Consider the following 20904-nt stretch of genomic DNA (forward strand, 5'->3'; position numbering starts at 1 on the left):
TACAGCCGACTTGACACAAGATGTGCCAAGTCGGCGCCTATTCGCGCATTTACTGTCAAGTCGCCGTCCCGCGGTGGGGCCGCCCCACCTCCAGCGCTCGCGACCGCGCGCGACTTGACAGAAGTTGGGCCTAAAAGCGTCGACTTGGCACAAGATGTGTCAAGTCGACGGCTTTAGGCCCATCAAGTGTCAAGTGAACGCGGTACGGCGGGCAGAGCGGACCACAAGCGGGGGCGTGCCTGCGGCAGCGGGCGGGGGTGATTCAGGGGGTGGGGGTCAGGAGGGTGCAGGCGACGGTGGCCGACCAGGTGGGGGGATGGACGGGGAGGGCCACCTCCTCGGGGGCGTCCGGTGCCTCGCAGGCCGTCTCCCCCGTGCGCACGGTGTCCGTCCACTCGGGGCCCGAGGTGCGGATGGAGGAGCCGGCGGTGCCGACGAGCTGCCACGCGATCAGCGCGGCCGCCCCGGCGGCCACCGCGGCACCCAGTACGGCACCCGCGATCCGCGACGCGCGGAGCATCCGGCCACCACGGCCCGCACCCTCCGGTCCCTCACCCCCACCCTCACCCGAGGCCTCTGAGTCGCGTCGAAGTGTTCCCATTCCGGCCGTTACGCCCCGAATGACGACACTTGGACGCGACTCACCGCCGGGCGCGGGCGGGCGGGGGCGGGCGGGGGCGGAGGCGGGCGCGAGGAGGACCGTGATCGCGAGCACCACGATGGCCAGCACGCACATCGCGGGGACGACGCCGTAGCGGAGCGGGCCGAGCGCCTCCCACTGCTCGCGCCCGAACTGCGCGTAGAAGAAGGCGGGGTTCGGGTTGAGCACGAATCCCGCGGTCCAGAGCACCACCGCACTCCAGGCGAGCACGCCCGCGGCGATCGCACGCTCCCGCCCGCCGCGCACGAGCACCAGCGCCAGCGCTCCGGCCAGGAGCGCGAGAGCCGCGGCAACCACCCAGCCACCGGTCGCGAGCACGAGGTTCGCCGCGTGGAACTGCCCGAGGAACGGCATCAGGACCGCATTGACCGCGAACCCCAGCACCGTCGACAGCACATCCGGCAGCACGGGCGGCCGGGCGGCCCGGTCGCTCAGAAGCGTCGTCACGAGCTGCACCGCGAAGGCGAGCACGAGTGCCGCCCGCACCGGCAGCCCCGCGCGCTCCCGCCACCGCAGCAGCAGGAACGGCAGCACGGCGAACGGCAGGACCACCGCCGCCTGGATCTCGGAGAGCCCGACGGCGAGCGCGAGCACCCCGACGAGCATCCCCGCTGCGCGCGTGCGCGGCCGGATGAGCACGAGCCAGGGCGCGAGCCACAGCAGCAGCCAGTGCAGGTTGGCGGCGTTGCCCAGCACCTCGAAGCTCACGGTCGGCACGATCACCACGAGCCCGGCGAGCACGCACCGGGCAGGCAGCCCGAACCGCCCGGGCAGCGCGGCCACGACGTCGCGCGACGCGACGAACACGAACGCCCCCACGCCCCCCGCCACGAGACACGTGCCCACCCCGATCCCCACGCCGAACCACTCCAGCGGCAGCACCGCCACCACGAGGTCGGCCAGGATGCGCGGCACGAGGTGCAGGTAGCCGTCGTAGGGCGAGAACCAGGTGGCGAACGGCCCCTCGGCGAGCCGCTGGGTGAGGAAGACCGCGCCGTCCTCGGCCCAGACGACGCCGAGATCCGCAGCCGGGATGCGCAGGAACGCCACGACGGCGACCACGAGGCCCACCACGGTCGCGACGACGCCCTCGCGCAGGCCCCGCCCGGCCGTCAACTCGCCCTCACACCCGAAACGATAGGGCATGCCGCCCCGCCCGCCTCACGGCTCGCGGAGGGGCCCGGAGCTATGATGGGCGTCATGCCGACCGCCCTCGAACGCACGCTGATCGTGATGCCCGCGTTCAACGAGGAGGAGTCCGTGGCCGCCGTCGTGCGCGAGGTCTTCGCCACCGTTCCCGGCGCATCCTGCCTCGTGGTCGACGACGGCTCGGTCGACCAGACCTACCGCGAGGCCGAATCGGCGGGCGCCACCGTGCTGCGGCTGCCGATCAACCTCGGCGTGGGCGGAGCCATGCGCGCCGGCTTCAAGTACGCGCTCGAGAAGGGCTTCGCCAACGTCGTGCAGGTCGACTCCGACGGCCAGCACGACCCGGCCGGCATCGCCGAGCTCGTGGAGCGCCTCGACGACCACGACCTCGTGCTCGGCGCCCGGTTCGCCGGGGTCGGCCAGTACACGGTGCGCGGCCCGAGACGCTGGGCCATGGTGGTGCTCTCGTCCATCCTGAGCCGGCTCACCAGGACGAAGCTCACCGACACCACCTCCGGCTTCCGGGCCAGCGGGCCGCGGGCCGTCGCCCTGTTCGCCCAGCACTACCCCTCGGAGTACCTCGGCGACACCGTCGAGTCGCTCGTGATCGCCGCCCGCGCCAAGCTCACCGTCACCCAGGTGGCCGTGGCCATGCGCCCGCGGGCCGGCGGCACGCCCTCGCACAACCCCTACAAGGCCGCCGTCTACCTGGCCCGCGCCGGCATGGCGCTCTTCGTGGCCCTCATCCGCCCGCCCGTCGCCCTGCGCGAACCCGTCGTGAGTCTCTGAACGCGTCGCCATGAACACAGTCACCTACGTCTTCGGCATCATCGCGGCGCTCATCGCCCTCGCCGTCGTGATCGAGTCGCTCCGCCGCCATCACCTCCGCGAGCGCCACGCGGTGTGGTGGCTGCTCGCCGGGCTCGTAGCCCTCGTGGTGAGCGTCTTCCCGGACACGCTGGGCTGGGCGGCCGCACTCGTGGGCGTCACGGTGCCCACGAACCTGGTCTTCTTCCTCAGCATCGCCGTGCTGGTGCTCGTCTCCATCCAGCACTCCGGCGAACTCACCGAGCTCGAAGCCGAGACCCGTACCCTGGCCGAGACCGTGGCCCTGCAGGATCTCCGCATCAAGGAGCTCGAGAAGGCCGTCGCCGACGCCCTGCAGCCACGCCGCAATCCGTAAGGCACCCATGACGTTCGTCCCCTCCGCCGCCGCCCTCCGCGCGCAGCTCGCCCACCCGCACCGCTCGGCCGGCCGGCACTTCCTGCTGCCGTGGCTGCTGCTGGCCCTGCTCGGCACGCTCTGGGCGGTCGCCACACCCATCGGCGGGTCTCCGGATGAGCCGGCGCACGTCGTCAAGGCCGCCTCGGTGGTGCGCGGTGAGCTGCTGCCGGCCGAGATGATCACCACCGGCGGCGTGCTGCACGTGCCCGCCGCCTTCGCGGCCGAGTACGCGCAGGGGTGCTTCGCCTTCTTCGCCGACACCCCCGCATCCTGTGCGCCTGGCTTCAGCGGCGACCCGGGCGAGATCGTCGAGACATACTCGTCGGCGAGCCTCTACAACCCCGTCTACTACATGCTCGTGGGCTGGCCTTCCCTCGTGCTGCCCGACACGAGCGGCATCTACGCCATGCGCATCATGAGCGCCGTGCTCACCTCGCTCTTCCTCGCCGCCGCCTTCTGGGTGGTGGCGGCCTGGCGGCTCCCACGCGTGCCGAGCCTCGGCATCCTGATCGGCATCACGCCGATCGTGCTCTACCTCATGGGCACGGTGAACCCCAACGCGCTCGAGTTCACGGGCGGCCTCGCGCTCTTCGCGGCGATGCTCGGGATCGTGCTCGACCCGCAGGAGAAGCTGCTCGGCTCCCGGCTCGCCCTCGTGGTGGTGGCGGCGTCCCTGGTGTCGAACACGCGCGGCATCTCCCCGCTCTGGGTGGCCCTTCTCCTCGTGCTGCCGCTGGTGCTGCTGAAGGGCCGGGAGCTGGGTGCTCTGCTGAAGCGCCCGGGTGTGATCGTGAGCATCCTCCTCATCGGCATCACGGCGCTCTACAGCGCGTGGTGGACCCTCTCGAGCAACTCCCTCGGCACCGGCCCGAACACAGGGCCCGAGATCGTGCAGACGAACCCCGGCGTGGGGCTCACACCGGTGGAGGGCTTCATCGGGGAGCTCGGCAACACCTACCTGCGGATCCGGCAGATGGTGGGGATCCTGGGCTGGCTCGACACTCCCCTGTCTCCGCCGCTGTACTTCATCGCCTACGCCCTGTTCGGGCTGCTCGTGCTCGGCGTGGTGCTGTTCGTGCGCGGGCGCAGACTCGTGTTCGTGGTGCTGACGGCGCTCGCGTTCTTCTTCCTGCCCGCCTTCATCCAGTCGTTCTACGTCACCAAGGGCGGCTTCATCTGGCAGGGCCGCTACACGCTCGTGCTCATGATGGCGCTGCTGCTCGGCATGGCCGCCTGCATCGCGTCGAGCGACCGCTTCGTGCGCTGGCAGCAGCGGGTCGACGAGCGCGGGATGCTCGTGGGCAGCGCGCGGCGCGGGCGCGGCGTGGTCACGGCTCTCGCCTGGCTGACCGGCATCGCCTGGGCCTTCATCGTCTCGTGGGCGTTCCTCACCACGATGCGCCGGATGACGGTCGGCTACTCGGTCGACTGGCTGCAGATGTTCGAGGCGGGGGCCTGGGAGCCGCCGCTCGGCGCCCTGCCGCTCATGATCGCATTCGCCGTGGTCTCGCTCGGCCTCGCGATCACGGTGGCCGCGGGCTTCCGCGACCCGCGGCCGGAGCCGGTGATCGAGGAGTACGACGCCGTGCCGCCGGTCGACGGCTACGCGGCGGCTCCGCGCATCTGAGCCGTCCGCCACACAGCCCCGTGGCCCCGCGGCCGCACAGCCGCGCCGCCGTGCCGCCGCGCCGCTCCTAGAGCTGTGAGCCGATCCACTCCTGGAGCCCGGCGACCCCGCGGTCCAGCGGCCAGCGCGGCTCCCACTCGAGGGCGCCGAGCGTGGCGTCGATGCGGCACTCCGCGTGGCGCACGTCGCCGTCGCGGTACTTGCCGGTGATGTGCGGGGCAGGCGCCGAGTAGTAGGCGGCGATGGCCTCGGCGAGCTGCAGGATGGTGGTGCCGACGCCCGACCCCACGTCGAACGTCGGGGTGCCTGCCTCGATGCCCGTCGCGGGCTCCTCGGCGAGGGCGGCCACGAAGGCGTCGGCCACGTCGTCGATGTAGACGAAGTCGCGCGTGATCAGGCCGTCCTCGTAGATCGGGATGCTCTCGCCGCGGCGGGCGAGCTGGCTGAACAGCGAGACGATCCCGGTGTAGGAGTTGACGAGCGACTGGCCCGGGCCGTAGACGTTCTGCAGGCGCAGGACGGTGAGCGCCGTGTCGCGGGCGTTGACCCAGGCGGAGAGGATGTTCTCCTGCGCGAGCTTCGTGGCGCCGTAGACGCTCGTGGGCTTGGGCACGGTGAGCGCCGCCGTGCTCGGCAGCGGGCGGGCTCCCGCGAAGTCCCACTGACCGGCCTCGAACTGCGCGTGCGAGCGCTGGCCCGGGTAGAAGATGTCACCGCCGTTGCGCTCCCACGCACCCTCGCCGTAGACGGCGCGGCTCGACGAGAGCAGGAACCGCTCGGGCACGATGCCGTGCCGGCCGAGCGCATCGAGCATCACGGTGGTGCCGACCACGTTCACGTGCGCGTGCCGGGTGGCCTCGTCGAGCGACTGGGCCGTGCCGGTCTCGGCGGCCAGGTGGATGACGACGGTGGGCTGCACCTCGGCGAGCACCGCATCCCAGACGGCCGGGTCGGTGACGTCGCCCACCACGAGCTCGGCCGCCTCGTGCAGCGCAGCGGGGCGCTCCTGCACCTCGTGCACCTGCGGGTGCAGCGAGTCGATGACGACCCACTTCCCCACCGCGCCGGCCAGGCGCTCGGAGAGGGCGCAGCCGATGAAGCCGGCACCTCCGGTGACGATCACGCGGTGCGCGCTCAACTCGCTCATGGTGCAGCAGACCTTCCGTTCGACAGCTGTCGCCTTCCGAGACGACCCTGAACACCTTAGCGGGTCGCTCCACCCCGCCCCGGCGGGCTCAGCGCCCGAGCCAGAGCACCGCGGGCACCCGGCCCTCGGCGCTGGAGATGGTGCCGACCTCGACGGGCTGGTCGAAGAGGGCACGCGCGCCGACCACACGGTCGACGGGCAGCGATCCCGTGGAGCCGAACTGCACGAGCCCGCCCCCGCTCTGCACCTCGGCGAGTCCGTCGAAGCGCACCACCTGCCCCGACTCGGTGACCAGTTCGATCCGGCCCGACACGGTGCCCGATCCGGAGACCGGCTTGACCATGATCCCGATGGAGGCCACCGAGGCCTCCTTCACGGCCTCGGGCACGCCGAGCGTGTAGCTCGTCTGCTCGACGGCCTGGGCCGGTGCGCCGGAGAACTGCACGTCGTTGCTCGAGGCCGGCCCCGGCCCGAGGTCGCGGCAGTCGCGCCCGTACAGCCAGCCGAACGGGCCGATCGGGATGCAGACGATCTCGTCGTCCGAGGCGAGGGCTCCCGCCTGGTTCTGCCACTGGGAGACGTCGGCGCTCCCCACCGAGAGCGGGGTGCTCGCCGCGGCCACCGAGCCGAGCCATCCGGATGCGCCGAACCAGATCGCGAACAGTCCCACCGCGAGCGCGGTCGCGAACCCGCCGAGCCAGGGCAGTCCCTTCAGCGCGTCGCGCCGGCGCACGACGGCCGGATGCTCGAACAGCGCCGAGAGGAGGGCCGCGGCGATCGCGAAGAGCCCGATGGCCGAGCCGATCAGTCTCCGCTCGGGGTCGGCGGCGACGAGGTCGAGCGAGCCGCCGAAGGTGCTGCTGAAGCTCACGCCGTTCAGCAGCATCGCGAACAGGATCGAGGAGACGGCCGCCACCACGAGAGCGGAGGCCGAGCTGCGGGCGAAGGCCACGAGCGCGGCGAGCCCGAGCAGCACGACGACTCCGGCGATGGCGAAGACGGTGTCGAGGGCTTCGGTCTCCGATCCCACGACGAGGCGCCCCAGCCAACCCACGAAGTAGGCGAGCGACCAGAACACCTTCGAGAGGATCCCCGCGTCGCTGCCCTGGTAGATCATGCTCGAGCTGAGCGAGATCACGAGCTGCACGAACTGCACGAGACCGGCCAGGAGGGTGACGGCCGCGATGAACCGGAAGCGCCGCCGCGAGACGAGGGCCGCGAGCACGATGACCGGCAGCACGGTGAGCACGGCGGGCTTGGAGAGCATGAGGAACGGGAGCACCCACATCCACAGCGGAGCCTCCCGACGGCGCTCGAGCAGGGCCCAGGCGGCGATGAAGAGGGCGAGCAGGATGACGAAGTAGGTGAAGTTGATGTAGGTGCGGGTCTGGTAGTCGGCCACCAGCAGCGTGGCCATCGCCACCGCGAACCGGAGGTAGTCGTTCGGCAGCACCGTGCGGAAGATCGGAAGGCAGACCGCACCCGCGAGCACCGCCGCGCCGAGCACCGCCACGGCCGAGTAGTAGTAGGGGATGCTCGTGATCGGCAGGTCGAGCACCGTGCCGAGGAGGCCCGCGACGCGCTGCGGGAACGGGATGTAGCCGGCGTCGGTGGAGAAGAGCTGCTCGTACCACGGCATCGAGACCGCGTTGGCGTAGTAGTTGGTGGCCATCTCGGCCCACATCTGGCCCCGCAGCAGCATGCTCCCCTGTGTCAGCAGCTGGTGCGCCGGGTAGAGCACGATCACGAGGGCGAACAGCACGAAGGCCGGCACGGGGCTGCGCGTCGACTGCGGTGGTTCGGGGAACAGGCGGTCGCGCAGCGCCCCGACCCGTGCCAGGCCCAGCCGTTCCCCCAGCCGTCCGGCCATCACCGCTCCCCCGTCACTCGCCGAACACCTGTTCGGCGGCCTTCTCGATCTCGCTGAAATCGTGCCACGCCACGGTGTGCGGGTCGCTCGACGCGCCGTGCAGCCGGAAGCCCCGGCCGCTCGCGATGGCGCCCTTGTCGATCAACCGGGCCACGGGGGCGTCGAAGTCGTTGTCGCCGATGAACCACACGTGCTCGAGGAGGCCAGGCGCCACGCGCTCGAAGAGCAGCTCGAACGGGGCGAGCGAGGCCTTCTCGTGGGGCGTCTCCTCGGAGCACACGATGTGGTCGATGTAGCGAGCGAGATCGAGGTGGATGATCTTGCGGAACTGGATCTGCGCGGTGAGGTCGGTCACGATCGCCGTGGTCACGCCGTTGTAGCGGAGCGTCTGCAGGAGGTCGAGCGCCCCCGGCCGCAGCGTGGCCGCCGAGATGTAGGTGCGCCAGTACTCCTGCTCCATGGTGAGTGCGATCTGCGGTTCGCTCCGCACGCCGATGAGCTCGAGGGCCTCGTGGCAGTAGAGCAGGCGGCTGTGGCTCGAGGCGGTGGCGCCGAGCCGTGCCTTCACGTTCTCGCGCGCCGTCGAGAGGGCGCGCTCGAACGCCGTCGCCTTCACCCCGAGCTGCGCCGAGGCGAACGCCAGCAGCGCCGCTGTTCCGGCACGGTGGCTCGGCTCGTATTCGTAGAGGGTGTCGTCGAGGTCGAAGACCACGAGCCCCGGCTGTGCTTCTGTCATGCTCTCTCCCATCGGTTGGCCCTGCGCTCCAGGAGGGCCGCGACCACGATCAGCTGCATCACCCCGCGGCTCTTGCTGAGCCACTGCGGCGGGTCGACGAAGAGCTCCTCGGGGCGCGGGATGAGGCTGGCCGCCACGGCCCGCGTGTCGGAGGAGTCCATCAGCTCCGGATGCACCGTCAGCTTGATCAGCCCAGGGGTGTCGAGGTACTCGATCGTGGCGGGGCAGTTGGCGAGTGCCGTGAGGCTGCGCTGCAGGGCCTCGGTGAACGAGAAGTCGCGGAGGTACGCCACGAGCCGGAGCTCGATGGGTCCCTCGAGCACGGCGTCGTGCTCCGGCAGCTCGCGCACGCTCTCGATCCGGAACTCGACGTCGGCGAGGGCGGCCTGCGGCGTCACGAAGCTCGCGGCGTGGCCCACCCGGCGCTCGATCGACTGCACGACCTTCTCGACGCTGTGGCCCCGCTCCCCCACGTCGCGGTTGATCTTGAGCTGCCGGCGCAGCCGCTCGTCCATCGACATGAAGACACCCAGGTCGCTCGCGCGGCGGATCTCGGCCGAGGCCAGCACGTGCAGGCCGTTGACCACCACGAGCTCGCGCTGCTGGATGGGCCGCTGCTTGGTGAACCGGCCGCGGGCGTGGTCGTAGTGCTTTCCCTGGATGGCACGCCCGCGCATGAGGCTCACGGCGTCCTTGGTCATGGTCGACAGGTCGTTGTTCGCGGGGTGCAGGTGGGTGGAGATCTCCCAGATCGGCGCCCCGCGCTCGTAGAGGTGGTAGTCGTCGCCGAAGAGGAACGCCGTGGCCTTCTCCCCGAAGACGTTGGCGAGCGAGACGCACAGCGTGTCCTTGCCCGTGCCGCTGTCCCCCGCGATGGCGACCGACAGGGGCATCCGGCTCAGCCGGTACTCGTCGAACCGCACCTGGGCGGCGCGGTAGAGCATGATCAGGGCGGCGGCTCCGAGCACCACGGTGACGGTGGCCAGGATCGGGCCGACCTCACCGGCCGCGTTGACGAACGCACCGGCCTCGGCGAATCCGGATCCGGATCCGGTCAGGTCGCCGTCGACGAGGCCCGCCCGCCAGTTGGCCCCCGACGCACGCAGGGCGAGGGTGATCGTCGCCACGAGCCAGAACCACCACACGAGCCAGACCGATCGCGGGCTCAAGAGCACCGAGAGCACGGCGAGGAACGGCACCGCCCAGAGGTACCAGCCCGGGCTCGCGGGGGTGAGCAGGGTCACGGCGGTGAGGGTGATGCCGATCAGCAGCACCAGGAGGTCGGGGTTGCCGCGCTTGGAGCGGTACTGCAGGGCGAGCAGGGCGCTGTAGACGATGGGCAGCAGCACGATCACGAGCCCGGGCCCGAGATCGGCGGAGTAGGCGAAGATCGACTGGCTGATGGGGGTCTCGAGCACCATCGCCCGGTAGCCGGGCAGCAGAGCGGGCGCGACCGTGAGGAGCACCCCCGGCAGCAGCCCGAGCAGGTAGGGCCGGAGGAACCGCCGGAATCGCACGTTCCGCAGCAGGAACACGACGATGAGCGGCGGCAGCAGCGCCGACGAGAACTTCGCGGCGATGGCGAGGCCCCCGATGAGCCCGGCGAGCGCCCAGTGCCGCTTCTTCAGCGCGAGTGCGCTCGCGAACATGAGCAGCGTCGGCAGCAGATCGAGCTGCCCGTGCACGTAGGCCGCGTAGAAGACGATCGGCGACGCCGCGAGCAGCATGAGCGCCGTCTGCGCCCGGAGCCCCGGCCACTTGGCCACGAGGTACCAGAGCGCCGCCTCGAGCACGAGGGTGCCGAGGGCCACGCCGATCTGGATCGACCAGGGGCCGGGGAGCCACGCCGTGATGAACCCGAAGAGTCCGTAGTAGACGAGCATGACGGGCCCGTAGGGGAACGCCGCCTGGTCGCCGCCCGCGTCGAGGAAGCTCTGCCACGGGTCGATCGAGGGGTGGGCGAAGGCATGGCCCAGGAACGGGGTGAACCACTGCGTGTGCGACTGCGGCACCACCGTGACGATCACGGCGAGGCGGGCGAGGATGCCGAGGGCGATGACCGTCGGGGCCGCGCGCCGGGATCGGAGGATCCGAGCGATCACGGAGACCACCAGGAGGCGCCCGGCCGGTTCCAGACCTCCGGGCGCTTGCTGCAGACACCGTGGAGCGGCACTCCGGCCTCGGTGAAGCGCTGCGTGATGGTCTCGAACTCGGGTTCGAGGGGCCGGCCCTGCAGCTCGGGACTGACCACCATGATCCGGAACCCGTGCTCGGCCAGGCGCGCGAGCGCATCCGCCTCCGGCCAGGCGCCGGTGAAGGAGTCGAGCCAGACCCAGTCGGGGCGTGGCGAGAGGGCCAGAGCGGTCTCGACCGACTCGTACTCGGAGACGCGCACCATCGTGCGGGTCTCGCCGCGGGCGAGGGTGCGCACGAGGAAGGGGAAGGACTGGTCGAGGTAGGCCCAGTCGGTCACGCCGTGCCGCGCGAGCGCCTCCTCGATCCGCGGTTCGAGCCCCTCCTCCTTCGTGTTGAGCACGATGAAGCGGTGGCGGTAGTGCTCGAGCCAGTCGTCGAAGTCCGGGCCGTCGGTGAACGGGTCGTGCACGAGGATGAGGCGGCCGCCCTCGGAGCGCAGGTCCATCTCGACGCCGAATGCGGGATCGAGCGCGTCGAGAGCGGTCGGCTCGTTCACACGGTGGGCGCAGATCAGGGTCACAGCGACCTCCGGAGCGAGAGGCTGAAGTCGATCGTGCGCTTGATGAACTTGCGCTTGGCGGCGAAGTCGGTGTTCCAGCTCGAGGTGCCGAACTTGCGCGGCGCGAAGATCACCGGGAAGCGGCGCACCACGAACCCGAGCTCGCGCGCCTTGTAGAGCGCGAACAGGTCGAGGGCGAAGTCGTCCGGCGGCGTGCCCCAGCGCTCCAGCAGCGCCCGCGAGAACATCGTGGGCTGGGCGTTGATGTCGTTCAGCCTCGTGCGCAGCAGCACGCTCTCGAACAGCGACATGCCGGCGGTGAAGACGCGGTCGCCGAGCGGCCGGCCGTAGCGGCGCCCCTTCACGAGGATGCCGTGACGCGCCGTGAGGCCTGCGGGGGCCTCGAACAGGTCGAGGGCCCTCAGCACGTCGACGGGGTCGGTCTGCAGGTCGGCGTGGGTCCAGCCGATGATCGGGGCGACCGTCTCGGTGAGCCCCGAGACGATGCCGAAGCCGTAGCCCTTGTTCACCGGCACGTCGACCCAGCGCACGACGCCGGCTCCCGGCGTGCCGCCGGCCTCGCCGAGGAGCTCCGTGAAGACCTCGCGCGAGTCGTCCGCCGATCCGTTGTTGACGAGCACGACCTCACCGGCGCCGGCCGACGCGACGTAGGCGCAACGCGCCACGAGCTCGGGCAGCCCCCTCGCCTCGTTGTAGCAGGGGATGACCAGGGAGAAACGGGGTTCAGACGACATCGTCGCCTCCTTCACGGGTGGGCGCGGGCGTGCCGGAGCCCGCCGGCTCGCGGTGGTCGAAGACGAACAGGGACATGCCGACGAAGTTCCAGGCGGCCGAGACCCCGGTGGCCAGCACGAAGGCGAGCGGCAGGGCGAGCGGCCAGCCGGCGGGCAGCCAGGCGACCACGAGAGCGTTGATGCCCACGTTGATGCCGAGCGCCGCGAGGTAGACGGCCACGAAGATCAGCTCGCTCCACCGGCTCCGGCGCCGCCCGAAGGTGAACCGCCAGTTCACGAAGTAGGCGAAGACCGCACCGATCACGAAGCCGAGCGCTTTGGCGAGGTCGAGCTGCACGCCGAGCCACACGAGGAGGCTGTAGGCGGCCGCGTCGATGAGCACCGTGACGCCGCCCACGAAGCCGAACTTCACGAGGGAGACGAGGTGGGCCCGCCGGTCAGCCATCGGTCACCACGAATCGGCGCGGTTCGAAGGCGCGGAAGGCGGCGTCGAGATCGCGCCGCGAGGTGGGAGGCACGAGCGGGTCCGCCGCGACCGAATAGGGGTGGTTGGCCCACTTGTGGAAGCAGGACTGCCAGTAGAGCAGCGCCTCGTACTCCGCGGGCGTGCCGACGGAGGAGAAGGAGTCGACCCGGAGCGCCACGGCCGGCGTGCCGTTCCGCACGGCCCTGGCCACGAGGCTGTCGAGGTAGAACTCGCCGTTGATCCGCTCGTCGTCGTCGATCAGCGCGCGGATGAGCCGGATCGCACCGTCGCGCGAGCCGAAGCTGAAGGTGCCGATCATCACGCCGGCGTCTCCCTCGGGCTCCTGCTTGAGCCAGACGTCGCGGATCGCGCCGGTGCGGGCGTCGCCGCCCACCCAGCCGTACTGACCCGGGCGGCGGTTGGCCGCATGGTAGGGCCAGGCCACCCACGGGACGACGCCGTCAGGCCCGGCTGCGGCGATCGCCTCGTCGAAGGCGGCCGGAGACACGAGCGCCACCGCGTCGCACGCGGCGACGGTGACGGGCACGTTCTCCGGAACGGCGAGGAGCCCTTCGAGCGCCGAGGCCGCCTGCCCCTGGGACAGACCGGGCAGGCTCACGACGCGTGCCGAGAACGAGGCCGCGAGATCGGTGACCACCTCGGCCGAGGGCAGGTCGTCGCGGGTGACCACGACCGTGTCACGGCCAGGGGTCGCGCGGATGACGTGCTCGAGCACCGTCGTGCCCGAGAGCGGCAGAGCGGGCTTGGGCACGGTGTATCCGGCGTCCCGGAACCGCTGGCCGGCGCCGGAGGCGAGCACCACGCGCGCGGCGTCGGCCGACTCGGCGAGAGGCGCGCGGGTCGTCGTCCACGCGGCGATGCCACGGCTGAAGTCGCGGTACTCCTCGAAGTCCTGCGGGGTGCCCCACTGCATGAAGTGCTGCAGCTCGAGCACCTCCACCCGGCCGCCTGCGGCCAGCAGGGGCTTGTAGGTGAGGCTGAGGTAGTACTCGCCCTTCAGCAGCAGCTGCTGCTCGACCTGCGCGTCGAGCGCGTCGAGGAGGATGCGGCCGCTCGCGAACGCGTAGGTGCCGCTCGAGGCGAACTCCGAGTTCGGGTCATCGGTCCAGGGCTGCTTCTCCTGGATGTCGGCGACCCGCCCGCCCTCCAGCTTCACGTAGGCGTAGGAGGTGGAGTGCGCCATGTGCGGGTGGTAGCCGGTGTAGCAGGGGATGACGCCGTCGACCTCGCCGCTCGCCAGTCGCGCCGCCAGCACGTCGGCGTCCCAGTAGCACGTGAAGTCGCAGTAGTTCACCACGACGGCCCGGTCGGGGTCGATGTGCTCCCTGGCGGCCAGGACCGCGTCTCCCGGGCCGAGCGCCCGGTCGTCCTGGCGCACGATCGTGGCGCGGGGCCTCCGGGCGAGCAGGCGCCGCTCGAGGACGAGCCGCTCGTCGTCGAGGTGCAGGCCGTTGCAGATGAAGACCACGTCGTCCCACCCGGGGAACATGTCGATGACGTGGTCGATGACCGTCTGACCGTCCGTCTCGAGCAGGAACTTGGGCCGGTCGTAGCCCGCCTCGGTGAATCGCTTGCTCACCCCGGTCATCGGGATGACGAGCAGCGGCTTCAGCGCTTGAGGTTCTGGCGCCACTTCTCGGCCTCCCAGTTCAGGAGCGCGTGCACGTCGCGCTCGGTGAGCGAACTCGTCGGCTCGTCGCCGCCGACCTGTCTGGCCACGTCGACGAGGCTGATCGCGATCTCGACCTCGTCGGCCCCGAGCCCGCCGCGGGCCCTCACCGAGCCGTCGGCTCCCACGACGCACGGCGACTCGTCCCACGCACCCTCGCGGCCGAACGGCTGCGGACCGAGGAAGACGGCGGCGTCGGGGGTGAACGCTCCGCCCGTGAGCACCTCGGCGGCGCGGGGACCGACGGTGCCGGCCGGGTGCAGCAGCACCGGATCGCCGGCGGGGACGGGGGCCCCGGGCGCCGGCGCGGTGGCCGCCGCCTCGGGAGCGGTCTCGGTGCGGAGGAACCGCTCGACGGAGTCGAGCAGGGCTCCGGCGGCCTCACCGTCGGCGGCGCCGACCACGACGCCGTGGTTGCGCAGCAGAAGCACGAGCGGCCGTTCGGGGTCGACGTCGTCGCCGAGCTCCGCGAAGACCGCTCTGGCCAGCTCGATGCCGGGCTTGGCGTAGGGCACGACGGCCACATCGGCGCCGGGGAGATCACGGATGCGCGCAGCCGACTGCGCGGTCAGCCCCGCGGCGATGGCTCCCGTGGCGTGGGCGTGGAACACCACGCGGTGCGGCAGCAGCACGTGCAGCGCCGTCTCGATCGAGGGGCGGAGGCCCGGTGCGGCGAGCTCGGTGAGCACGTAGGGCACGAGATCCTCCGTCTCGAGCACGGCCGCTCGGGTGGTCTCGATGCCCATCGGCACGAAGATCGGCCGGTCGGCGGCCTCGCCGAGGCGGGTGCCGGAGGCCTTGATCCACATCACCCCGTCGTGCTTGAGCGAGAGGTTGCCTCCCGCCCCCTGCACGAGCCGCGGATCGGCTCCGATCCGGAGCGATTGGGCGATGAGTTCGTCGATCTCAGGAACGGCGTTCACGTCGGACACGGACCCCCACTTTCGGTGCGAACCACGTCGTCATCACGACGGACGCGGCGCCCTCATGTTAGTCGAGAAAAAGTCGAGAGATGATCGACAGTGCTCAGCCCCCGGGAACCGAGACGGAGTAGCAGCCCATGTTGCGGTTGTCGAAGGTGGCGGTGATGCAGACCTGGTGGGCTCCGGCGCCCGCCGGCACGACCGCGTCGATGCCGTGGTTGGGGCCGACGCCCGGGAAGTACGCGTCGATCCAGCCGAGCGGCTTGTCGGCCTTGACCGGTCCGCCGGAGTTGCCGTCGATCTTCACCCAGATGTAGGTGGTCTGCGTCGAGGTGCGGTCGACCGACCAGCCCTTGATCGCCACGCCGCCCTTGACCCCGGTCACGCTGTCGATCGCCGTCGCGCCGTCGGAGGGCACGTCGACGCTCCGGCAGCCGAGGCTCTGGTTGTCGAAGCTGTGCCACACGCACACCTCGTGCACACCGGCCGAGGCCGGGATGTCGATGGCGAACCCGTGGTTCGGCCCCACGCCCGGGAAGTAGTTGTCGATCCAGCTGAGCGGCTTGTCGACCTTGTAGGGCCGGCCCACGCCGTCGACGTTCACCCAGAGCCATGTGGTGGTCTTCGACAGCCGGTCGACCGCCCAGCCGCTGAGCGAGATCTTGAGCTTCGAGGTGGTCACGCTGTCCAGCGAGGCCGCGCCGCTGGAGGGGACGGTGACCTCCTTGCAGCCGAGCGGCGCCTGCTCGCTGGTGCCGATGGCGCAGATCGTGTGCTTGCCGGCAGGAACGGGGATGAAGCCGCTGAAGCCGTGGTTGGCGCCGATGCCCGGGAAGAGCTGGTTGACCCAGGCGAGCGGCTTGTTCGCCCGGATCGGGGACCCGCCGCCGCCGTCGATCGTGATCCACGCGTAGGTGGAGGCACTGCTGCCCTGCACGAGCGACCAGCCCGACACGTTCACGCCGCCGAGCACGGGCTCGACCGTGTCGAGGCTGCCGACCTCATTGAAGGGCACCGTCACGCTCCGGCAGCCGTAGGAGGTGGTCTCGAGCGTGCCGATGGCGCAGACCTGGTAGGTGCCGGGTTTGGCGGGGATGACCTCGCTGAAGCCGTGGTTCTTGCCGGCTGCCGGGAACGCCGTCGCCGCGGCATCCGAGGGCTTGTTCGCCTTGTAGCCGCGGCCGGAGCCGTTGACGTTGATCCACACGTAGGTCGCGGCGGTGCTGCGCTTGTCGAGCGTCCAGCCGTCGACCTTGATGCCGCCGAGCACGCCCGTGGCGGACGAGAAGGCGCCCGCCTCGTTGGGCGGCACCGTCACCTTGTAGCAGCCGAGCAGGATCGAGTCGACCCCGTAGATGCAGACGTTGTGGAGACCCGGCGTCGCGGCCGCGAGCACGTCGTAGCCGTGCAGGTTGCCCACGTTGGGGTAGAGGTTCGGGGTCCAGGAGAGCCTCTGGTCGACCTTGTAGGCGCGGCCCGAGCCGTCGACGTTGACCCAGACGTAGGTCTGCGCGCTCGACTGCTTGTTGACCGACCAGCCCTTCAGGCGCACGCCACCCGGAACGCCCTCGACCAGGTCGACGGCCGCCGCCGCGCGGGTGTCGCTCGGTGTGGTGACGGTCTTGCAGCCGAGCGAGACGCCGTTCGCCTGCGACACGCAGACCTCATGGCGGCCCGGAGTGGCCTTCACGAACTGGGAGTAGCCGTGGTTCTGGCCGAGACCCGGGTAGAGGCCCTCGATCCAGTTCAGCGGCTTGTCGGCCGGGTAGCTCGCGCCCTTGCCGTCGACGCTGATGTAGATGCTGGTCGGGTTGGCGGTGGCCGGGTCGACGGCCCAGCCGGTGACCTGCAGACCGTTGAGCACGCCGAAGGCCTCGTCGTAGCCGCCGTGCTTGGCGTTCGAGACGGTGGGGTTGCCGAACCAGTCGGTGTAGAGCCGCCAGAAGTTGCGGTTGCCGTAGGAGGAGCAGCCGTCGTTCTGCCCGCCGTAGATGTTCGACATCGCGGTGGCGTTGGGCTGGTAGGGCGTGTAGTAGTAGAGGCCCGCGGTGGCGCGGTTCTGCACGAGCACGGGCGACGTGCCGCAGGCGGCGTTGGGGTGGTAGGGGATGTTGGAGTACTTGCCGACCGGGATCCAGGTGAAGAACGCCGAGGTTCCCGGCGGGTTCGAGTAGCGCTTGTACTGCCACGCCGCCTTGTAGACCTGGTTGTAGAAGCCCGAGTACTCCGCGTCGCAGGGAGCCGTGTCCGGGCAGGCGAATCCGGTGGCCGCGGCGTACTGCCGAGCGCTCGGGTTCGTGGAGGTGATGAGCGACTGCTCCTTCTGCAGGAGGACGAGCAGCACCGCCTGGCTGATGTTGCAGGCCTGGCCGACCTTGGCGATGATCGTCGCCGACGACTCGTTGGCCGCGCCCTGATAGGTGTTGCACATGGGGTCGGCGGCCCTGGTCCAGGTGGTCTGGGTGTAGCTCTTCAGACAGGTCGCGCCCGAGGCGCACGAGGGCACCTGGTTGTTGAGGAAGTTCTGGACGACGCCCGCGTTCATGGCGTTGCCGTTGAAGAAGTTGGCGTCGCTGATGATGTTGCCGGGGTTGAAGTCGGCGGCGTTCGCGGCGGAGGCCGGTTCGGGCTCGGAGACCGCCAGCGAGATGGCGGTCAGGCCGCTGAGGACGACGAAGAAAGCCGCCGCTGAGGCCACGAAACGATGCACCCGAGATCTACCCATCACGGGTTCATACTAGGCAACGACTGTCGGCTGGCCGCAGATCTGCTGAATCGCGGCGAGTCGGCGGGTGGGCGGGCCTCAGCGGTGCAGGACGTCGCGCACGGCGAGCAGGTACGTGCGGGCGTAGCGCTGCGACGGCTCGAGCACCGCTCCCTCGGCCCACTCGTTCCAGGCGTTGATGAACACGACGCGCTGGTCGCGGTCGCGGTCGGCGACCGCCGAGACGGTCGTGTTGAGCCAACGCCGGAAGGTGTACGGGTTCGATCCGTACCACATGTCGGGCTGCCACTGCCGGCGCGCGGTGTTGTCGAAGTTGACCATCACGCCCGGGTAGCGACGCTCGGGGGGCTCGGTGTTGAGCCGTTCCTCGGCCCGCTCGGCCATGGCCCGGTAGCTCAGCAGGTTGCCCTCGAAGCGCGGGTCCAGGCCGCGGTGCTCCCGCGGCAGGGCGCCCCAGAACATGTTGTGCGGCGCGAACTCCATGTAGGCGTCGAGGCCGTGCTCGGCGAGGTCGTCGCCCTCGATGCCCTGCATCGAGGTGCCCACGTCGACCGTGAGCAGGGTGAGCCCGGGAAGGCCCGCCTCCTCGGCGGCCTTCCGCCAGTACTCCACGACCTCGACGTGATCCGGGATCTGGGTGATGCGGTAGACCGCGATCACGGGCTTGCCGTCGATCCGGCTGTAGCGCGGGTCGGTGAGCAGCGGCATCACGTCGTGGATGAACTGCTTGGCCGGCACCCGGTCGTAGTCCTGGGCGATCAAGATGTTCTTCTCGCTGCCGTCCCAGCGCCTGGTCCAGTTCTCGTTGGCCCACATGATGCAGAACGGCTGATCGCCGTCGCCGGCCACGAGGTCTTCGATCGGCATCTGCATGAGCTTCTTGCCGGCGAACCAGTAGTAGTAGTACATGAAGCCCTCGATGCCCATCGAGGTGGCGAGCTCGTACTGCGCGTCGCGCACTCCGGGCTTGGCGAGGTCGTAGAAGCCGAGCTCGCTCGGCAGCAGGGGCTGGATGTGGCCCGGATAGAGGGGAACGCCGGCGGCCACGTTCGACCACTCGGTGAAGCCCTTCTCCCACCACTCGTCGTTCTCGGGGAAGGTGTGGAACTGCGGCAGATAGAAGGGGAACACGCGCGCACGGGGAACCCGCTCGAACTCGGGCGTGAACCGCTTCCACTCCTCGGTGCCCGCTCCGGCCCCGGCGAGGGTCGAGGTGTCGCGGATGTCGTAGCCGGCCTCGCCGGCCACGATGCCGATGATGCGCTCGATCGCGTGCGCGGTCGTGGCATCCACCTGCCCCGCCTCCGCGTCGAAGTCGGAGGCCGAGAGCTCGAACGAGCGGAGTCCCTGCAGGATGAAGCCGCGGATCCAGTAGATGGAGCCGGCGGCGAAGCGCAGCCCGTCGGGCTCGAGATCGAGCTGGATGCGCCGGAGGAGCGACCCCACGATGTCGCGGTCGCCGCCCCAGAACTCCGGGCCGAGCACGTTGCCGGTGGAGGTGAGGATGCCGAGCGAGGGGTCGGAGGCGAACTCGTTCAGAACGCGCGTGACGTTCTCCACCGAGCCCACGAGCTCGCTGAAGAAGCTCTCGCGCCACTCGTCGCCCGAGCCGCCGAGGTCGGCGTGCCCCTCGCGCCAGGCGCTCTTCTTGGTGTGCACCTTGAAGACGAGCTCGTAGTCGTCGAGCAGCCCTGCGTTCACGAGCGAGACCAGCGGCAGGATGTCGCGGCCGTGGTTGGCGATGTCGAACACCTGCAGGCGGTCGAGCGAGGGCATGACCGCCATGTCGATCTCGACGGGAGAACCGGAGGAATTGGTGACCAGGAGGTCGAACTGCACGGGGATGGCGGCGAGCGCCTCGACGATCTGCGGCACGAGGTCGGTGTAGTGCACGTGCACCACCACGGCCACGCGGCTCGTGGTGGGCTTGGCGGTGAACTGCTTCTTCCACTCACCCGGGTAGAGCGCCTTGAGGCGGTTGGTGCGCGAGCGGGCCCAGCGCGCGAAGCTCGCGGGGAAGTCGTCCGGCGCCACCGGCTGCGGGGTCGTGGCGAGAACCGTTCCTGCGCGCTGCAGAACCCGGCCTGTGCGGCGCTTGACGCCTCCGACGGTGATTTTCCTCATGTGCCTCTAACTCGCTCGGCGACCGGTCAGACCCAGGTCGTCGGGTCGATCCCGAATTTCTTCTCCACGACGGCGGGGACATCGAGACCATCAGCAACAATACTGGGGTTGGTCACGAGCTCCCTCTTGACGAACGGGAAGCCGAGATCCAGCAGCCTCCGCCAGCCCAGGATGGTCGGATTCTGCGTGTACTCCACGACGAGCTCGTAGTCGAACCAGGCCCCGGTCACGAAGCCCTCGCCGTGCAGGAGCCGACTGAGACCCAGCTCGTACTTGTCGATGATGTCGGTCTTGTTCGACTGCTCGGGCAGCTCGCTCCAGAAGTGGCGGAGCGCCGGGTCTTCGAGCACTCCCCCCTTGAAGCCGAGCAGGAAGCTCTGCAGGTGCGGCATGAACTGGCTGGTCCAGGTGCCGCCCCAGACGTCGAAGAACGAACCCTCGAAGTCGGCCACCATGGGGCCGAGGCTCGAGAACGGGCCCACCAGGGAGTCGTTCGTGATGAGCACGTTCTGCGCACCGCGGATGGCGGGGAACATCTCGATGGCCGTGGCCCACGAGCCGAAGTCGTAGCCGATGTTCGGCTTCCGCACCACGATCGCGTCGTTCGAAGGCCCACGCGACCAGTCCAGCGGCCTCCGGTCGTCGGAGGCGCGCACGACGACGACCGAGTAGTCCTGCTCCTCGAGCCGCGCGACCATCCACGACAGCGAGAGCGACACCTCGGGGCCGATGCCCCAGCTCGCGACGACCGCCACGCGGTCCGTCTCGGGGAGGGCACGGCGTTCCGACTCGATCCAGCTGGCCGGGAGGACGCTGTCGAGTACTCGTCGACCCATGCGTCAGGTCCAGCCGTTGTTGAGGGACTTGCGCCGCCGCATGCGCAGGGGCCGCGTGATCGACCACGAGCTCGAGGCCCGCAGAGCCTTCAGCTGCGTGGCGTAGCGCTCGCACTGGTTGCGGCTGGCCTGCAGCCGGCGGCGGTACTCGTCGGTCTCGGCGCTCTTGCGTGCCAGCTGCGAGCGCAGCGCGGCGACCTCGAGACGGAGTTCGCGGAGTTCATTGGTGACGTCGTCGTCGCCGGTGGCTGTGAGTGGTGAAGCCAAGGCTGTTA

The 20904-nt window shown here is 70.3% G+C and carries 17 protein-coding genes; 3 read left to right on the forward strand and 14 right to left on the reverse strand.

Annotation, left to right across the window (positions count from 1 at the left end):
• Window positions 1-262: 262 nt before the first annotated feature.
• Window positions 263-1807 (reverse strand): hypothetical protein, encoded by a 1545-nt coding sequence (locus tag Q0D57_RS12290; RefSeq protein ID WP_291044035.1) that lies wholly within the window; start codon window positions 1805-1807, stop codon window positions 263-265.
• A 54-nt stretch (window positions 1808-1861) separates the two neighbouring features.
• On the opposite strand from Q0D57_RS12290, the gene Q0D57_RS12295 reads away from it, so the two are divergent.
• The 3 genes from Q0D57_RS12295 to Q0D57_RS12305 are packed head-to-tail and all read left to right on the forward strand — an operon-like array spanning window position 1862 to window position 4662.
• Window positions 1862-2599, forward strand: coding sequence for a glycosyltransferase family 2 protein (locus Q0D57_RS12295; protein ID WP_291044037.1), 738 nt, complete (start codon window positions 1862-1864; stop codon window positions 2597-2599).
• Between the two features lie 10 nt (window positions 2600-2609).
• Window positions 2610-2993 carry a DUF2304 domain-containing protein gene (locus tag Q0D57_RS12300; protein WP_291044040.1) on the forward strand — a complete coding sequence of 128 codons (384 nt, stop codon included), beginning with the start codon at window positions 2610-2612 and terminating at the stop codon, window positions 2991-2993.
• Between the two features lie 7 nt (window positions 2994-3000).
• Entirely contained in the window at window positions 3001-4662 is a 1662-nt protein-coding gene (locus Q0D57_RS12305) for a DUF2142 domain-containing protein (RefSeq protein WP_291044042.1), read from the forward strand.
• A gap of 67 nt (window positions 4663-4729) precedes the next feature.
• Here Q0D57_RS12305 and Q0D57_RS12310 read toward each other — a convergent pair whose 3' ends face one another.
• The 13 genes from Q0D57_RS12310 to Q0D57_RS12370 all read right to left on the reverse strand — a co-directional run bounded on the left by Q0D57_RS12310 (window position 4730) and on the right by Q0D57_RS12370 (window position 20896).
• On the reverse strand, window positions 4730-5809 hold the full coding sequence (locus Q0D57_RS12310) for an NAD-dependent epimerase/dehydratase family protein (protein ID WP_291044044.1): 1080 nt from the start codon (window positions 5807-5809) through the stop codon (window positions 4730-4732).
• A gap of 88 nt (window positions 5810-5897) precedes the next feature.
• Window positions 5898-7679, reverse strand: a complete 1782-nt coding sequence (locus Q0D57_RS12315; protein WP_291044046.1) for a hypothetical protein — start codon at window positions 7677-7679, stop codon at window positions 5898-5900.
• A 13-nt stretch (window positions 7680-7692) separates the two neighbouring features.
• Window positions 7693-8415: an HAD family hydrolase gene (locus Q0D57_RS12320; protein ID WP_291044048.1), complete on the reverse strand. Its 723-nt coding sequence runs from the start codon at window positions 8413-8415 to the stop codon at window positions 7693-7695.
• Complete coding sequence (locus Q0D57_RS12325) at window positions 8412-10517, reverse strand: hypothetical protein (RefSeq protein ID WP_291044050.1); 2106 nt, start codon at window positions 10515-10517, stop codon at window positions 8412-8414. The genes Q0D57_RS12320 and Q0D57_RS12325 overlap by 4 nt, the downstream gene beginning before the upstream one ends.
• Entirely contained in the window at window positions 10514-11131 is a 618-nt protein-coding gene (locus tag Q0D57_RS12330) for a hypothetical protein (protein WP_291044052.1), read from the reverse strand. The genes Q0D57_RS12325 and Q0D57_RS12330 overlap by 4 nt, the downstream gene beginning before the upstream one ends.
• Window positions 11128-11865, reverse strand: a complete 738-nt coding sequence (locus Q0D57_RS12335) for a glycosyltransferase (RefSeq protein WP_291044055.1) — start codon at window positions 11863-11865, stop codon at window positions 11128-11130. The genes Q0D57_RS12330 and Q0D57_RS12335 overlap by 4 nt, the downstream gene beginning before the upstream one ends.
• Window positions 11855-12310 (reverse strand): GtrA family protein, encoded by a 456-nt coding sequence (locus tag Q0D57_RS12340; RefSeq protein WP_291044059.1) that lies wholly within the window; start codon window positions 12308-12310, stop codon window positions 11855-11857. Before Q0D57_RS12340 ends, Q0D57_RS12335 begins: the two co-directional genes overlap by 11 nt.
• On the reverse strand, window positions 12303-13985 hold the full coding sequence (locus Q0D57_RS12345) for an NTP transferase domain-containing protein (protein WP_291044062.1): 1683 nt from the start codon (window positions 13983-13985) through the stop codon (window positions 12303-12305). The genes Q0D57_RS12340 and Q0D57_RS12345 overlap by 8 nt, the downstream gene beginning before the upstream one ends.
• A complete protein-coding gene (locus tag Q0D57_RS12350) occupies window positions 13961-14953 on the reverse strand; it encodes a class II aldolase/adducin family protein (protein WP_291044067.1) in 993 nt (330 codons plus the stop codon). The genes Q0D57_RS12345 and Q0D57_RS12350 overlap by 25 nt, the downstream gene beginning before the upstream one ends.
• Before the next feature lie 94 nt (window positions 14954-15047).
• Complete coding sequence (locus Q0D57_RS12355) at window positions 15048-17642, reverse strand: hypothetical protein (RefSeq protein WP_291044070.1); 2595 nt, start codon at window positions 17640-17642, stop codon at window positions 15048-15050.
• A 105-nt stretch (window positions 17643-17747) separates the two neighbouring features.
• Window positions 17748-19793 (reverse strand): glycoside hydrolase family 99-like domain-containing protein, encoded by a 2046-nt coding sequence (locus Q0D57_RS12360; RefSeq protein ID WP_291044074.1) that lies wholly within the window; start codon window positions 19791-19793, stop codon window positions 17748-17750.
• Window positions 19794-19819: 26 nt separating this feature from the next.
• Entirely contained in the window at window positions 19820-20629 is an 810-nt protein-coding gene (locus tag Q0D57_RS12365) for a rhamnan synthesis F family protein (RefSeq protein ID WP_291044077.1), read from the reverse strand.
• A 3-nt stretch (window positions 20630-20632) separates the two neighbouring features.
• Entirely contained in the window at window positions 20633-20896 is a 264-nt protein-coding gene (locus tag Q0D57_RS12370; protein ID WP_291044080.1) for a hypothetical protein, read from the reverse strand.
• Window positions 20897-20904: the final 8 nt, after the last annotated feature.

Source organism: Herbiconiux sp., from assembly GCF_023264895.1.
Taxonomy (GTDB): Bacteria; Actinomycetota; Actinomycetes; order Actinomycetales; family Microbacteriaceae; genus Herbiconiux.

Excerpts from the sequence above, each read along its gene's own strand:
- Q0D57_RS12295 (WP_291044037.1), top strand. The coding sequence starts at position 1,862 with ATGCCGACCGCCCTCGAACGCACGCTGATCGTGATGCCCGCGTTCAAC.
- Q0D57_RS12300 (WP_291044040.1), top strand. The coding sequence starts at position 2,610 with ATGAACACAGTCACCTACGTCTTCGGCATCATCGCGGCGCTCATCGCC.
- Q0D57_RS12310 (WP_291044044.1), bottom strand. The coding sequence starts at position 5,809 with ATGAGCGAGTTGAGCGCGCACCGCGTGATCGTCACCGGAGGTGCCGGC.
- Q0D57_RS12305 (WP_291044042.1), top strand. The coding sequence starts at position 3,001 with ATGACGTTCGTCCCCTCCGCCGCCGCCCTCCGCGCGCAGCTCGCCCAC.
- Q0D57_RS12320 (WP_291044048.1), bottom strand. The coding sequence starts at position 8,415 with ATGACAGAAGCACAGCCGGGGCTCGTGGTCTTCGACCTCGACGACACC.
- Q0D57_RS12365 (WP_291044077.1), bottom strand. The coding sequence starts at position 20,629 with ATGGGTCGACGAGTACTCGACAGCGTCCTCCCGGCCAGCTGGATCGAG.
- Q0D57_RS12335 (WP_291044055.1), bottom strand. The coding sequence starts at position 11,865 with ATGTCGTCTGAACCCCGTTTCTCCCTGGTCATCCCCTGCTACAACGAG.
- Q0D57_RS12340 (WP_291044059.1), bottom strand. The coding sequence starts at position 12,310 with ATGGCTGACCGGCGGGCCCACCTCGTCTCCCTCGTGAAGTTCGGCTTC.
- Q0D57_RS12290 (WP_291044035.1), bottom strand. The coding sequence starts at position 1,807 with ATGCCCTATCGTTTCGGGTGTGAGGGCGAGTTGACGGCCGGGCGGGGC.
- Q0D57_RS12315 (WP_291044046.1), bottom strand. The coding sequence starts at position 7,679 with ATGGCCGGACGGCTGGGGGAACGGCTGGGCCTGGCACGGGTCGGGGCG.
- Q0D57_RS12360 (WP_291044074.1), bottom strand. The coding sequence starts at position 19,793 with ATGAGGAAAATCACCGTCGGAGGCGTCAAGCGCCGCACAGGCCGGGTT.